Source organism: Nodosilinea sp. LEGE 07298 (genome assembly GCF_015207265.1).
Classification (GTDB): domain Bacteria; phylum Cyanobacteriota; class Cyanobacteriia; order Phormidesmidales; family Phormidesmidaceae; genus Nodosilinea.
Map to the genome: position 1 here is coordinate 1 of NZ_JADEXE010000173.1, position 14,564 is coordinate 14,564.

A 14,564-nucleotide genomic window follows, 5' to 3' on the forward strand; every position below is an offset into this window, starting at 1 on the left:
GAAGTGAGAAAAGGTGAGGGGGCTTCGCTGATTACTGACCCATTTGCAGAACATAGGTTTAAACCGATGATCAATCACTCCCTTCCGTTGGGTCCAGGGCGGCGGCACGACCCTGGTCGAGGGGGTCTGGGGGCGATCGAAAAGCCCCCAGCAGCAAATCTGGCTCTGAACCCCCAATCTCCCGCCATCACAGCCCAGGCCTCCATCAGACGATTAGAGCCATGACAGACGATCACTCAGTCACCGGGCACGAACTCTGGGCCTGGCGCGAAAGCGCTCGCCAAGCCGCCCAGACCGCAGGAGTCGAGGCGCGGGAAGTAGACTGGCTGCTGCTAGCGGTCGCCGATGTCGACGGGCTAGCCCTGAAGCTCGGCACGGTGCAGGGGCGATCGCAGGTCGCTATGCGCTACCCCCTAGCCGAGCTAGATCGACGCTGGCAGCAGCGGCTCACCCAGCGAGTGCCAGTGCAGTACTTGGTCGGTGAAACCCCCTGGCGCGACCTCACCCTGGCCGTCTCCCCAGCGGTACTGATCCCCCGACCCGAGACAGAATTGATGATCGACTTGGCGGCAGCGGCGATCGCCAACAGCCCAATCGGGGATCAGCTAGCGGCAGGCGTTTGGGTGGATATGGGCACCGGCAGCGGCGCGATCGCCCTGGGGCTGGCCCAAACCTTTTCTGCCGCCAGCATTTTAGCCGTCGATTTGAGCGCTGAGGCATTGGCGATCGCCGTCGAAAACGCGACTAGGGTGGGCCTACGCGATGGGCAAAGCCCGGCCCATGGGGGCCAACGCATTACCTTCTACCACGGCTCCTGGTTTGAACCGATAGAGACCTACCGTGGCCAAATCAGCGCCGTGGTTTCAAACCCGCCCTACATTCCCTCAGCGCTGCTGCCCGCCCTCCAGCCAGAGGTTAACCACGAACCCACCGCCGCCCTTGATGGCGGCGACGATGGCCTCACAGCCCTGCGTATTCTCGTTACCCAGGCCCCCAACTACCTGGTGGCAGGGGGGCTGTGGCTGGTCGAAACGATGGCAGGCCAGGGCGAGATCGTCCGGGAACTGCTGGAAGCTCAGGGTGGCTACCGTGACATTCACATCTGGCTCGATCTGGCCGGGCGCGATCGCTTTGTGCAGGCGATCTACGCACCCGAGTAGATTGGGCCAGCGGTGGCGGCATCCATAGATCAGATCAAATACTCAACGAACCTACTATTTAGCCAAGCTTATGGTGACAGGTGCTAATAACAGGGTTCAAGGTTTACGGTATACGGCAGGCCTTAAACCGTAAACCTTGAACCACAAACCCTACCAATCTGTCAGCTTGGGTTTGACAAACTACTATCAACCAGAGACCAATGGAACACATTCGAGCGGTAGTGCATGGCGTCGTGCAGGGGGTTGGATTTCGCTATCACACCCGTCAGATAGCCCAACAGCTAGGCGTTAAGGGTTTTGTGCGCAACCAACCCGATGGCACCGTTGAAATTGTGGCCGTAGGCACCAGCGAGCAGCTAAACTCCCTACTAGATTGGGCTAATCAAGGACCCGTAGGTGCCCGAGTTACCCAGGTAGAGGCTGAACCCCATACCGAATCAACTCACTTTGATGGGTTCACCATTGAGCGCTAGCGGCTGATTATAGCGATCGCTATTTTCCGAGAGCCTTGCTTAACCGTCATCGCCGCCGCGCTGGAACCGCCAGAAGCGCTGCCACCAGTCACAGGCTCATGCTTAGGGCCGTCGTGCTCGGTGGGGCGTTGGCCTCTGGCCGGTCCTTGACCATCGCTGGGGCCATCGACGACTAGGCTGCCCACGTAGTCGGCATCGGCATAGACGCGATCGATCTGCTGGCGAATATCGGCCATATCGGCCTCTGAGACCACGCCGTTGCTGGTGGCTTTGTAAAACTGCACCGCGACCCGAATCGGGTAGTCGGGGTCGCGCTCGATGTCGAGGCCGTCGATTTCGGTAAACGGCCCCTCCACCGCACCGTGGCCAATCACTGCGGCCTCGACATCGCTGGGGGCACGACCGCTCTCCATAGCCGGGGCCGCTGCCTGGCCCATGATCATGCTGTCAAGATTCGATTGCCGCATGGGAGCCCGCTGCTTGAGCGGCACCTGAATCAGCAGCACCATGTTGAGGCCTTCAGTATTTTCTTCGATCGCCTCACCACTGGGGCGCGGACGGTCGGGATCACCCGGCTGAGTCTGAAAGTTGCTCAGCCGCTGGCCCGTAAAGCTGGCCCGTTCACCGTTTTTGTTAAAGAATAAACGCTGGCTCCAAGTTTGCCCCGCCTCAAAGCCGTCGCGCTGCACAATCGGCGGCACCGACGACAGCTCAGGCACAGTTAGCTCTGCCGCCTGGAGTTTGGCGGGGGCGAGAGCAAGGGACAAAGCCCCGCCAAAGGCGAATGCGCCTAAGGGCAACCAAACTTTGAATGAGCGCATCATCCTCGTACTCCTTCCAGACCTATGCTCCTAACCTACGGGAAGGGGCAAGCGGAGTCAGGATGGTTATAAATACTGAAATTAGCCCCTCCACCCATGAAAACGGCTTTTAGGGGCTGTATTCATAACCGGGCTAGGGGTTATTGCCGATACCCCTGGCCCGGTTACGCTCAAACGCTACTGCTCGGCCAAAGCATAGGCCGAGGCCAGGTCATAGTCGGCGTACTGCCAGACCACATCAAGCTTTGTCTGAGTTGTTTGGGCAGCGGCGGTTTTGCCTTGGGCCTGGAGAGCCTGGGTGAGGCCAAATAACGACCAGCCGTTGTCGGGGTAAATGGCCAGGTCTGCCCGGAAAACAGTCTCTGCTTCGGCAGGGCGATTAGCCTTTAGCAGCACGGCTCCCAGTCTTTGGCGCACAGGGCTGTACCAGGAGGAAGGCTCGTCGTAGTTGAGGCTATCCTCTAGCTCTACGCCGCGCTGGAGGTGGGCGATCGCAGCCGCCAGCTCCCCGCTTTGGGCCGCAATCTCACCACTGAGCACCGCGCTGGCGATGTCCATCAGGTGGCTAGTGGTGTTGATATCCCAAATGGTGACGCCGTCGAGGGCTGGAGAGTCTGCGATCGCATTCATCTCTTCCAGTTCCTGCTGGGCCTGGGCAATCTGCCCCTGGTGAGCCAGCGCCAGGCCTCGGGCGTAGTGCCAGATCGCCGTGGGGTAAGCCAGATCGGCACCGGGGGCAGGCTGGGCCAAGATCTGATCCCAGGCTTCAAACTTGATCAGGGTGTAGAGCGGAATCGAGAAATAGTGCTGCAGGGTGCCATAGCCCGGTTCCCGCATCAGGTTTGGGTCAACCATGGCCGTGTGGTGGGCGGCTGCGATCGCAATGTCTCGCTGACCGGCCATTACCGCTGCAAACCACAGAAAGTGGTGGTTGTGGGGCATATAGCCCACCGGGTACAGCCCCTGGGCATGGCACTGGGTAACGTAGCTTTCGTCGGCGGCAATGGCCTTAAGGTTGGCCACCACCGCGTCGTGGTAGCGCCCCACCCGAATATAGATGTGGCCCGGCATGTGCACCAGGTGCCCGGCCCCCGGTACCAGATCTCGCAGGCGATCGGCGCTGGCAATACCCAGCTCAGGCCGCTCTTTTTCAACGGCGTGAATGTACAGGTGCAGCGCCATAGGATGATCGGGGCGGCGCTCAATTACCGACTCCAGGGTGTTCAGGACGATCGCAGTTTCGGGCTTGGCGGTGCCGTCCTCGTTCCAATAGTCCCAGGGCATGGTGTCCATCAGGGCTTCGGCATAAAGGGCTGCCGCATCGGTGTCGTCAGGGTACTGACGGGCCAGGGCACCCATCGCTTCGGCATAGGCCAAATCTAGCGGCGATCGATCGGCGATCGGTTCGGCACTGTAGCGCTGGGCCAGGGCCTGAATGTAAGCCTGCTCTCGCTTAGAGGCGTGGGGACTGAGGGCGATCGCGGTTTGAATCGCCTCGTAGGCGGTGGGCACAGCCCCCGCTTCCATCGCGGCATTGATGTTGGGGCCGAGTACATAGGCCATGCCCCAGTGGCACATGGCGCAGGTAGGGTCGAGCTGGGCAGCGGCCTGCAGAGAGCGCAGGGCTTCGGCATGGTTAAAGCCGTAGGCCAAGATGATGCCCTGGTTGAAATAGCGCTGAGCCAGGTCGTTGGGGGTCGAAATTGGGAAACTGTAGCTGCCCAGGTTATCCAGCAGGGGAGCCTGCATTTCGGTGACTATGGCAGCTTCGGCAGAGGTAGTAGTTGTCTGAGCGATCGAGGGTAAAATCGCCGGGCTGGAGAGCGTCAACGCCAGGGCGAGCCCGGCGGTGGATATTAGTTTAATGTTGTGAGTCTTGATTTTGTGAGTCAAAGACAGAATGGCGTTCATCATAAGCTCCTGAAGTGAATAAAGCAGAATCGTTTGCCGCATCCGCCGAAACAGCGTTTGAGGCTGCCGCTGGGTTCAACAAAATCCTGCGAGAAAACTGATCGGTAGTTGACAGCGCTGGGGCGTTCTGTTGCGGCCAGCGCTGGATGGTGGCGCAGATAGCACACATGGCGAAGTCCTTGGACCTATTTGCGAACGATGTAGTAGCTGTTTTGAAAGTCGTGGGCGAGCTGCTTAATGTCTAGCTGGGCAAAGCCCGCCGCTTTGAGCATGGCGATCGCGGTTTCCTCGCCCCACATTGCCCCCAGCCCCAGGCCGCCCTCGGCCAGCGACACGGTCATGCAGTGCATACAAGAGATGGTGTAAAGCAGCGGTGCTACCGGATGATCGAGGTTGCCCGCCACGTTGCTGCTGGCGCGAATATCCTGCATGAGATAAACCCCCTCCGGTTTCAGCGTCTGGTAAATGTTGCGCAGCACCACATCGGGATGGGGCTGGTCGTGGATGGCATCGAAGGTGGTAATCAGGTCGTACTGTTCGACCGTCTCAAAGCGGGTGGCATCTTGCACGTCAAATCGAATATTGCTGAGACGGCGATACTCACTTTCTTGACGGGCCGTTGCGATCGCGCTCTCGGCAATATCAATGCCCCGAAACTGGCTGCGCGGGAAAAGTTTGGCCATCAGGTTGAGGGCGCGACCGCTGCCGCAGCCTACATCGAGCACCGTGATGCCGCGTTCCAGGGCGTCTACCAGGCCAGGCACCAGGGGCAAGACATGTTCAGTCAGGGCCGAAACCACGGTTTGGCCGCTGTCTTCAGCCATCACCGCGTGGAAGCGCTTGAATTGGGCATAGGGCACGCCGCCGCCATTGTAAAAACAGTCGATAATCGGGTCTTCTACCGCGCCCAGCAGTGGAATGTACTGAGCAAACGCGGCAATATTATCGGGGCTGGCGGCGCGGGTCAGCACGGCAGCATGTGCGCTCGGCAGAACGTAGGTGTCGTGCTCGGCGTCGTAGGTGATGAATCCTCCGGTTACCATCGCCCCTAGCCATTCGCGCACGTAGCGCTCGTTGAGCCCGGCGGCGGCAGCAATCTGCTGGCTGTTCGACGGTGGCAAGTCGGCCATGGTGTCGAACAGTTCGGTGCGGTGGCCAATGGAGGTCATCAGGGTCAGAGCACCCTGGTTGAGTATGGTCAACAGCCTCTCGGCAAAGGCTTCGGTGGCATCTGTGGGGGCAGCCTCAGTTTGGGGTGAGTCGAAAGTCTGTGCAGTCATGGCGCATCTCCGCTATCAGGTTGGGTTTACCCTAACCAGCGGGGCGTTACCGAAGCGTTCCTCCAGCGTTCCAGAACCGATCTACTCCAGCAGAGACTGGTATATCTGCTGGGTTTCGGCACTGGGGTCAATGCCCAGTTCATCCTGCAAGACCTGCATGCACTGGTGATAAATCTGAATGGCGGTGGCGCGATCGCCGTTCTGGCCGTGTAGCTGCATCAGGGTTTGGTAGATCGATTCCCGCAGGGGCTCTTGCAGCAGCAGCAGCTGGCCGTAGCGAATGGCCTGACGGTACTGCTGTTGCTGCTGGAGCACGTCAACCAAGCGCTCTAGGGCGTCTAAATAGCGCTGATGCAGGCGGTCTCGAATTGGCCCCAGCCACTCATAGTCGAGCAGCGGCAGCAGCTGACCGGGGTAGCCATCTATAGCCTGTTCTAAGGGGCCTGGCTGGGCCGCGATATCCTCATCAGGGGCGGCATCGGCGCGATCGAGGGCAGCTTCAAACTCTGCCACATCGAGGCTAACGTCAGCCTCCAGGTTCCACTGCACCACCTGGGCCTGAATGTGCAGAAACTGTTCGGCATGCGGCAAGGCCTGCCGCAGATTGTAGAGATCTTTGCGCAGAGCCGAACGAGCCTGAGAATCAAACCCATCGGGATAGAGGCAGCAGGCCATCTGCTGGCGCGAGTGGGGCTCTTGGCGGTGCAGCACCAGATAGACCAGCAGCGCCTGCGATCGCTCATTAGTAAAACCGGCGATCGCTTCCCCCCCGTAGCGCAGGCTGAAGCCACCAAAAAGCTGAATCTGGAGGCCTGGTGATGAGTCAGGGGGGGATCGGCCAGGGGGAGAATTCGCTGACTGATGCCCGCTCAGGTCTGCCCAGTCCGCTGATGGCTCTGGCCCTGGCCTCCTCCAGCTCAAGGTGGGGTCGTAGCTGCCGAAGGGGCTGGACGGCTCGACTGCGGTTGCCTCCTGGGGTTCTGCCAGAGCCGGTTGAGCGATCGGTTCCGGCGGCAGGACCTGCTCCACGGCTCCCAAATCCCTTAGCACCGCTAGCTGCCCTGCGGTCAACCCTTGAATGCCTTCAATGTTCAGGCCTTCGTAGGGGCGCTCTGGTTGTAGCGATCGCACCTCGTCGCCAGTGGCCCAGTGCCAGAGTTTGATTGTGCCGTCGTTGCTACCGCTGGCTAGAACGCCGCCATCGGGGCTAAAGGCGACGGTCTGTACCTGGTTGCTGTGACCGCTCAGGGTGCGCAGCAAGGCCCCGGTTTCGATATTCCACAGTTTGATCGTAGAGTCGCCGCTGGCGCTGGCGATTACCGGCTCTACCGGGTTAAACACCACCGATTGCACCTGGCTGCTGTGGCCCCTAAACACCTGCAACAGCTCACCACTGTCGCTATCCCACAGCCGCACGGTCTGGTCGGCACTGCCGCTGGCCAGCAGCCGACCACCGGGGTGCCAGGCCACAGTTAGCAGCCACTTGTCATGACCCTGTAGCTGCCGCAGCTGCTCGCCAGTCTCGGTATCCCACAGCCGAATCGTTTCATCATCTCCGGCACTGGCCAGCTGCGATCGCACCGGATTCCAGGCCACCGAGCGAATTTTGTGAGTATGGCCCGTCAACACTCGTAGGCACTGGCCAGTGCTGACCAGCCAAAGGCGAATCGTGCAGTCGGCACTGCCGCTGGCCAGCCGCTGACCGGTCGGTTCCCAGGCCAGCGATCGCACCGAATCGGTGTGGCCGTGCAAAATTCGGCTGGGCTGCTCTCGCTGGGGCAGCGAACCCACAGCCCACAGCCGAATCGTTTTGTCGGTGCTGCCGCTCGCCAAAATGTGGCCGTCGGGGCTAAACCGAGTGGCGCGCACCCACAGGCTGTGGCCCGGTAGGGTGGCCAGGGTTTTTCCGGTTTGCCAGTGCCAGATTCGCGCCATGCCGTCTAGGCTGCCGCTGACCAGCCAGGGCTGCTGGGGATGAAAGGCTACCGAGAAAATTTGATTGGTAAAGCCGCGCAGGGTCTTCAGGCACTGGCCGGTTTGCACATCCCAAAACTTGAGGGTCTGGTCGTCACCGCCGCTGGCCAGCTGGTGGTGGTCAAAGGCCAACGCCCAAACCCAGTCGCGGTGCTCGGTCATCGTCCGCAGACAGGTCCCCGAAGCGACTTCCCAGAGTTTGATCGTCTGCCCCGCCCCGCTGCTGCCTAGCAGCCGACCATCGGCGCTAAAGTCGAGGGCCAGCACCAGGTGAGTGTGGCCGGTTAGGGTCTGGTAGCAGCTTTGGCTGGGCACATCCCATAGGCGAATGGTGGTGTCAGAGCTGCCGCTGGCCAGGGTTTTCCCATCAGGGTGCCAGGCCAAGGCCCAAATGCGATCGCTGTGCCCCCGCAGCGTGCCCACACACTGCCCCGTGGCGTAGTTCCAAAGCTTGACCATACAGTCAGAGCTGCCGCTGGCCAGGAGTTTGCCATCCGGGCTAAAGGCCACCGCCCGCACCGGAGCCCCATGCCCCGTCAGCGTCTGCGCGGCTTGGCCCGTGTCCGCATTCCACAGCTTGATCGTGCCGTCGTGGCTGCCGCTGGCCAGCTGCCCCTGGGGATGAAAGGCGATCGCCTGCACATAGTTATTGTGCTCTGCAAAGGTCTGCACAGATTGGCCCGTGGCAATATCCCAAAGATGAACCATGGCGTCATCGCCGCCGCTGGCCAGCTGTCGTCCATCGGGGTTAAAGGCTACCGCCCCGGCCCAGTCAGTGTGCCCCTGTACCGTCAGTAAAGACTGATAGTCGGCCAGCCGCCATACCCGCAGCTCACCGTTGCTGTCTCCAGCGGCCAACAGCGTCCGGTCTGGGCTAAACGCCACCGATAAAATGCTGCTAAACGTCTGGGTAAACACGGCGTTGGCCAAATGGGCATGGGCAAAACTAACCCGGTGCAGCAGGGCATTGGGCAGGTAGGGGTGGCGAATGGTCAGGTTAGAAAAGTCGTAGCCCGATAGATCGACCCCAAGCTGGCCGCAGAGGTTAATCAAATTACCGCCGCCGTAGCCCGATAGCTGAATTTCGCTGCGGCGCAGCACCACCAACAGCCGCAAAATTTGCTGCTCTAGGGCGGCTTCAGAGCTAAAGGTTTGGCTAAACTGACTGGCGATCGGCTGCAAAATTAACCGTCTTTGACTGTCTCGAAGGTAGTCATTGACGGTGGTTTTAATTAAAGCGTGGCGGAGAAACAGCCCTAGGTCAGTGCTGGTCAACTCACGGCTGATCTGCTCAATCAGCCGACCGCTGACATACTCCATCACCACCGGCTGCTGCGTGTAGTGCCCGGCCTGGGTCTCAATCAGGCTACGGCAGTGTAGCGACTCTAAGACTTCTAGCACCTGATGGTGGGAGACCGCAGGCTGCAGATCGGCGGCTAGCTCTGCGATCGCGGTCCAGTCGCGATTGATGGCGAGCCAGTACATCACTCGCTGCTCTAGCTCCGACAGTCGCCGAAATTGCTGGTCTAGCAGATGCTGTAGACCATTAAAAAGCAGAGTATTTTCAGCCAGAAACAGGGCTATTTCGCCATCGAACAGGCTTTGAATTGAGGTGGCGACAATTTTTAAGGCTAGGGGGCTGTTCCCGTAGAGATCAGCCAGCTGCCGCTTTTCCTGGCTAGAGCCAATCAGACCTTTGGCCTCGCTTAGGGCCAGGGCCGCTTCTAGAGAACCCGCCAGCAGCTGCGATCGCACCGGCAACCCATCGCCCTCCAGCGTTCCCACCACGGCGGGTTTTTCTCGACTCGTCAGTACCACACAGCTTTGGTGGCGGGTTTCGGCCACTAGCTGCAGCAGGTCGCCATAGTCTTCATAGCCCGCCCGAAAATAGCCCGCCTGCTCCCCCTCGTGCAATATCGTTTCCATATTGTCAAACAGCAGCAAACACCGGGTCTGCCGCAGCCAGTAGAGCAGCCGCTTGAGCGTGCCACAGCTGTCTTGCTGGTTTGAGACCAACACCACCAGCTCGTCTAGCAATTCATTTAGGGCCGGAGCATGGCGCAGCGATCGCCAGACAACCTGCTCAAACGGGCACTGCGGCGACTCGATTAAGATTTCCACCAGTTTGGCCGCCAGGGTAGTTTTACCCATGCCGCCCATGCCCAGTACCGCCACCAGGCGACAGTTATCGTCTACCACCCACCGCGATAGGGTGGCAATCTCTGCCTCGCGGCCAAAGAAAACTGAAACATCGGGAGCCTCGCCCCAGTCTATGTGGGGGAGCAAGTCTAGAGGTTTTGCCAAAACGTTGGCCTCGCGACTCGGTGAGACAGCTATCCCGTCCGGGGATGGTGCAATTAATCCGTAGGGTTTTTAGATCTATATGCTTGAAATTATATAGGGACTGCGCCACGACATCGCGCGATATCAAGGCTCAAAATAGCGTAGGCGACCCGTTCATTGAACGGGTCGCCTACGCTATGTATGCGTGAACTACACACGCAAGATGTATACGAAATATACTCGAATCTACCAGCTCGACTTCACCACGCCGGGCAATAGACCCTGGTGAGCCATCTCGCGCAGCTTGTTGCGGCAGAGGCCGAAGTCGCGGTAGTAGCCACGGGGGCGACCGGTCATCCAGCAGCGATTGTGCAGGCGAGTCGGCGCGCTGTTGCGGGGAAGCTGCTGAATTTTGCGGTGAATGGCCACCTTCTCCTGCTGGTTGCTGGCATTGCTAAACTCTTCCAGAAGCGCCTCACGCTTTTGGGCGTACTTTGCCACCATCTTTTCCCGCTTGCGCTCCCGCGCAATCATGCTTTTCTTAGCCATTTGGTTTCTCTAAGCCGTAAGACCTTATTATCACAGACACAGTCTACTACTATACGCGACGCAAGCCAGGAGAGTAAACCCCACCAGCCAGGTTTTTTGCTGCTCCTTGTTATTGGCTTCGACTCCGCTCAGGCTTCGACTCCGCTCAGGCTTCGACTCCGCTCAGCCTGCGGTGCGGAACAACGGCAACGCGAGGGAAATCGCCTATCGCTGTCGGTTCGGTTTTCTGCCCTCGGAATGGTTTAACCAGACTACTACAGTAAGACGAGAGGATTTTTTATTGCCAAAAGGATTTTTTGGAGATGATTACGATGACGAGCTTAATTCCCTGGATTTTCTTTGTTTGGGCCGTCGGCATCATTGTGGTGCAGTTTATTAGCTAGCGCGACGTTCTTTAGCTGAACTCTTATGTCCGTTTCAGTCCCGGTGGTGACAGTCCCCAGCGATCGCTTTCAGTACCAGCCACCTGCCGCTGCCCATCAAGCCCCCCGCATTCTGGTCAAACCCAATCTTGGCTACCCGGTGGGGCCACCGGTCACGGTTAGCATGTCGGTACTCAGCGCAGTTATTCGGGGCTTGCAGGCCCAGAGCCCCAATGCGGAAATTTTGATTGTTGAAGGGGTCTGCTCTAAGGTTGCCTTCGATACCATCATGGCTAAGTTGGGCGTCTATCAGCTCTTGTCAGAGGGCATTCAGCTGCTTAACGCCGACGACCTGGAACTGGCAGAATACCCAAACCACTCCCCGAACCCGGTGCGGTTCAAAACGATGTGGGCACCCAAGCTGCTGCAGGAAGTAGATTGCTGCCTGTCAGTCAGTGCCTTTAAACGCACTCAGCTCAAGGGTGTACCGCTGATTTCGGCCTCCCTCAAAAACCTCTACGGCCTCTTTCCTAGAGCGAAGTATAAAGCTCGCAGCACCAGCTCCCGTGGCCAACTCCACCGCCCCTCGGTGCCGCTGGTCTTACAGGATGTCTACCACACCCTAGGCCACTACTTTGTCGGTGGCGTCGTCGACTGCACCCATAAATTTATTAGCCGCGACTGGCAGCCCGATCGCGGCGATCGCCTGCCCATTGGTCAGGTCATTTATGGTGACGACCTGTTGGCCGTCGACAAAGCCGCCTGCCAGGTGGGTCAGGAAGCGATTCCTGACTACATCACCGCTTTAGAGCACGGGCGCTAGCGAGCAAAGATAAAGGTAGGAGCCACATCGGTCGGAATATAGCCAGCGGCACTGCACTGTAGCAGCGAGTCGGTCACAGCTAGATCTGCGGCGGTAGCCACGCCCACCACACAGTCGGAATAGCGCAGGGGCAGCACGCTGAGGCGGCAGCTATTGACCACGGCGGCGGAGTTGGCGACCTCTAAATTTTGGTGAATGTCGCTCACGCAGGTGGCTAATTCTTTCGGACGGCGATCGCTCTGGCAGGCCAGTAGAGCTGGCTCAATATCTACCTCGGCAACTCGGCTAACATCGAGGGTGCAGCTAGAGAGATCGGTAGGATTGAGTGCTTTGCCGCAGGCACTGGCCGCCGCCGAGCCATCTAGACCAGCACCAATTAGAGTGTTGGCGCAGGCTGCATAATCGTTGGCGACAGCCCTTGAGGCTGAGAGCAGCACCATGGGCGTGGCCAACCCCGCCACTAGGGCAAACGGTATCGCAAAGCACTGGCGACGGGTAGGAGAAGCTAGAAAATGAACCATAACAGAACGTTAAAGGTTATATCGGTTGGTTAACGGGCGTAATTAGTGGTTACAGTCTGTTAGTCAATTAGTTACAGAGGATTAGCTCTCTCAATTTAGCCTGGGCAGCATGGGCGTTGATCAATGCCCACCCTCCTCAATGTTTCTGGCCGTTGAATCTTCTACAGTGAAGAGTAGCAGGAAAAACTCAATTTCGTGACACAGAGGTTAAGGCAGTATGCACCTGAGTGACGTAACTCACCCCAATCAACTCCACGGTCTATCCATTCGCCAGCTCGAAGATGTCGCCCGGCAAATTCGCGAAAAGCACCTGGAGACTGTGGCGACTAGCGGCGGCCACCTAGGCCCAGGGTTAGGTGTAGTGGAGCTGACCCTGGCTCTGTATCAAACCCTTGACCTCGATCGCGACAAAGTCACCTGGGATGTGGGCCACCAGGCCTACCCGCACAAGCTGATTACCGGTCGCTACCACGACTTTCATACCCTGCGCCAAAAAGATGGGGTAGCGGGCTACCTCAAGCGCACCGAGAATAAGTTTGACCACTTTGGGGCCGGTCACGCCTCCACCAGTATTTCGGCGGCCCTGGGTATGGCCTTGGCTCGCGATCTCAGTGGCGATGACTACAAGGTAGCCGCCATCATTGGCGACGGTGCGCTGACCGGGGGGATGGCGCTGGAAGCCATTAATCACGCCGGGCATCTGCCCAACACCAACCTGCTGGTGGTGCTCAACGACAACGAAATGTCGATTTCGCCCAACGTCGGGGCGATTCCGCGCTACTTGAACAAAATGCGCCTTAGCCCGCCGGTGCAGTTTCTCACCGACAACCTCGAAGAGCAGTTTAAGCATCTGCCCTTCGTGGGCGAGTCACTCTCGCCTGAGCTCGACCGGGTTAAGGAAGGCATGAAGCGGTTAGCGGTGCCCAAGGTGGGGGCCGTGTTTGAAGAACTGGGCTTTACCTATATGGGGCCGGTGGATGGCCACAACTTGCAAGAGCTGATCGCCACCTTCAAAGAGGCCCACAAGCACACGGGTCCAGTGCTGGTACACGTCGCTACCACCAAGGGTAAAGGTTATGCGATCGCCGAAAAAGACCAGGTCGGCTACCACGCTCAGTCGCCCTTTAACCTCTCCACCGGCAAGGGTATTCCTTCCACTAAGCCCAAGCCCCCCAGCTACTCCAAGGTGTTTGCCGAAACCCTGATCAAGCTAGCTGAAGATAACCCCAAGATCGTCGGCATCACTGCCGCTATGGCTACTGGTACTGGCCTAGACAAGCTGCAGCAGGCGCTGCCCAAGCAGTACATCGATGTCGGTATTGCCGAGCAGCACGCCGTTACCCTGGCCGCTGGTTTGGCCTGTGAGGGCATGCGCCCCGTGGCGGCCATCTACTCCACGTTCTTACAGCGCGGCTTTGACCAGATTGTTCACGACGTGTGCATTCAAAAGCTGCCGGTGTTCTTTTGTCTCGATCGGGCGGGCATTGTCGGGGCCGACGGGCCGACCCACCAGGGTCTCTACGACATCGCCTACATGCGCTGCATTCCCAACATTGTGCTGATGGCCCCTAAGGATGAAGCTGAGTTACAGCGCATGCTGGTGACCGGCATTAACTACACCAAGGGCGCGATCGCCATGCGCTACCCCCGAGGCAGCGGCTACGGTGCCCCCCTGATGGAAGAGGGCTGGGAGCCTCTGCCGATTGGGGAAGCGGAAGTGCTGCGCCAGGGCGACGACGTGCTGCTGCTGGGCTACGGCTCCATGGTTTACCCCGCTATGCAGACCGCCGAAATTCTCAGCGAGCACGGCATTGAGGCCACCGTCGTCAACGCCCGCTTCGCCAAACCCCTGGATGAGGCGCTCATTCTGCCCCTGGCTAAGCAGATCGGCAAAGTGGTGACCCTAGAAGAAGGCTGCCTAATGGGTGGCTTTGGCTCAGCGGTGGCTGAGTCGATCTTGGATGCCCAGGTACAGGCCTCGGTGCTACGAATCGGTGTGCCCGATGTGCTGGTTGACCACGCGACCCATGACCAGTCGAAGGCGGCGTTGGGCCTGACCCCGGCTCAAATGGCTGAGCGCATTCTCAGCACTTACCAAGTGGAGAAGCCCGCCCTGGTACGATAAGCCGACGTTCGGTTAACCAATGGCCCCAGGTTGTAACCATTCAGCCTGGGGCTTTTTGCGATTGCCTGAGCAGTGAGCAAGTTCTATACTTTATGCCTCAACAGGGTTGCAGCGAATTTCGACCATGAAGCCGTCGGGGTCGTAGAAGTACACGCCGCGTCCGGTGGGGCGGGTGACGGGGCCGTGGGCGATCGCAACCCCATTCGCTTCCAGCACTGCCAGAGCGCCATCAAACTCCGCCGGGTCAATGTCAAAGGCCAGATGATAGGCGCGGGTGAAAGA

Annotated in this window: 10 protein-coding genes and 1 pseudogene; 4 read left to right on the plus strand and 7 right to left on the minus strand. The window is 59.1% G+C overall.

All coding sequences use genetic code 11. The annotated features are described in order from the left end of the window. Nucleotides 1-221 precede the first annotated feature (221 nt). The gene (gene prmC / locus IQ273_RS20920; RefSeq protein ID WP_194025104.1) at nucleotides 222-1,160 is read left to right on the plus strand and encodes a peptide chain release factor N(5)-glutamine methyltransferase; all 939 of its coding nucleotides are present in this window, start codon (nucleotides 222-224) and stop codon (nucleotides 1,158-1,160) included. A 200-nt stretch (nucleotides 1,161-1,360) separates the two neighbouring features. Next, a complete protein-coding gene (locus IQ273_RS20925; protein WP_194025105.1) occupies nucleotides 1,361-1,633 on the plus strand; it encodes an acylphosphatase in 273 nt (90 codons plus the stop codon). Between the two features lie 39 nt (nucleotides 1,634-1,672). Here IQ273_RS20925 and IQ273_RS20930 read toward each other — a convergent pair. The 5 genes and pseudogenes from IQ273_RS20930 to rpsN all read right to left on the minus strand — a co-directional run. Continuing rightward, a pseudogene (locus IQ273_RS20930) lies at nucleotides 1,673-2,319 on the minus strand (hypothetical protein); the annotation flags it as partial. Nucleotides 2,320-2,631: 312 nt separating this feature from the next. Further along, on the minus strand, nucleotides 2,632-4,365 hold the full coding sequence (locus IQ273_RS20935) for a hypothetical protein (RefSeq protein WP_194025113.1): 1,734 nt from the start codon (nucleotides 4,363-4,365) through the stop codon (nucleotides 2,632-2,634). A 185-nt stretch (nucleotides 4,366-4,550) separates the two neighbouring features. Further along, a complete protein-coding gene (locus IQ273_RS20940) occupies nucleotides 4,551-5,645 on the minus strand; it encodes a class I SAM-dependent methyltransferase (protein ID WP_194025106.1) in 1,095 nt (364 codons plus the stop codon). A gap of 81 nt (nucleotides 5,646-5,726) precedes the next feature. Beyond that, nucleotides 5,727-9,923, minus strand: a complete 4,197-nt coding sequence (locus IQ273_RS20945) for a BTAD domain-containing putative transcriptional regulator (protein WP_194025107.1) — start codon at nucleotides 9,921-9,923, stop codon at nucleotides 5,727-5,729. 225 nt (nucleotides 9,924-10,148) lie between these two features. Continuing rightward, complete coding sequence (gene rpsN, locus IQ273_RS20950) at nucleotides 10,149-10,451, minus strand: 30S ribosomal protein S14 (protein ID WP_194025108.1); 303 nt, start codon at nucleotides 10,449-10,451, stop codon at nucleotides 10,149-10,151. Between the two features lie 408 nt (nucleotides 10,452-10,859). Between rpsN and IQ273_RS20955 the strand changes: the two genes are divergently transcribed. Further along, nucleotides 10,860-11,636, plus strand: coding sequence for a DUF362 domain-containing protein (locus IQ273_RS20955; RefSeq protein WP_194025109.1), 777 nt, complete (start codon nucleotides 10,860-10,862; stop codon nucleotides 11,634-11,636). Here IQ273_RS20955 and IQ273_RS20960 read toward each other — a convergent pair. Beyond that, the gene (locus tag IQ273_RS20960; RefSeq protein WP_194025110.1) at nucleotides 11,633-12,157 is read right to left on the minus strand and encodes a hypothetical protein; all 525 of its coding nucleotides are present in this window, start codon (nucleotides 12,155-12,157) and stop codon (nucleotides 11,633-11,635) included. The genes IQ273_RS20955 and IQ273_RS20960 overlap by 4 nt on opposite strands. Before the next feature lie 217 nt (nucleotides 12,158-12,374). Here IQ273_RS20960 and dxs point away from each other — a divergent pair, with 217 nt between their 5' ends. Further along, nucleotides 12,375-14,282 (plus strand): 1-deoxy-D-xylulose-5-phosphate synthase, encoded by a 1,908-nt coding sequence (dxs, locus tag IQ273_RS20965; protein WP_194025111.1) that lies wholly within the window; start codon nucleotides 12,375-12,377, stop codon nucleotides 14,280-14,282. Nucleotides 14,283-14,372: 90 nt separating this feature from the next. Here the strand turns inward: dxs and IQ273_RS20970 are convergent. Further along, the coding region (locus IQ273_RS20970; RefSeq protein WP_194025112.1) for a VOC family protein at nucleotides 14,373-14,564 on the minus strand (192 nt) is incomplete at its 5' end.

What these genes read in the sequence shown, in the direction of transcription:
- IQ273_RS20960 (WP_194025110.1), bottom strand. Translation starts at nt 12,157, where the DNA reads ATGGTTCATTTTCTAGCTTCTCCTACCCGTCGCCAGTGCTTTGCGATA.
- IQ273_RS20940 (WP_194025106.1), bottom strand. Translation starts at nt 5,645, where the DNA reads ATGACTGCACAGACTTTCGACTCACCCCAAACTGAGGCTGCCCCCACA.
- dxs (WP_194025111.1), top strand. Translation starts at nt 12,375, where the DNA reads ATGCACCTGAGTGACGTAACTCACCCCAATCAACTCCACGGTCTATCC.
- IQ273_RS20935 (WP_194025113.1), bottom strand. Translation starts at nt 4,365, where the DNA reads ATGAACGCCATTCTGTCTTTGACTCACAAAATCAAGACTCACAACATT.
- IQ273_RS20925 (WP_194025105.1), top strand. Translation starts at nt 1,361, where the DNA reads ATGGAACACATTCGAGCGGTAGTGCATGGCGTCGTGCAGGGGGTTGGA.
- rpsN (WP_194025108.1), bottom strand. Translation starts at nt 10,451, where the DNA reads ATGGCTAAGAAAAGCATGATTGCGCGGGAGCGCAAGCGGGAAAAGATG.
- prmC (WP_194025104.1), top strand. Translation starts at nt 222, where the DNA reads ATGACAGACGATCACTCAGTCACCGGGCACGAACTCTGGGCCTGGCGC.
- IQ273_RS20955 (WP_194025109.1), top strand. Translation starts at nt 10,860, where the DNA reads ATGTCCGTTTCAGTCCCGGTGGTGACAGTCCCCAGCGATCGCTTTCAG.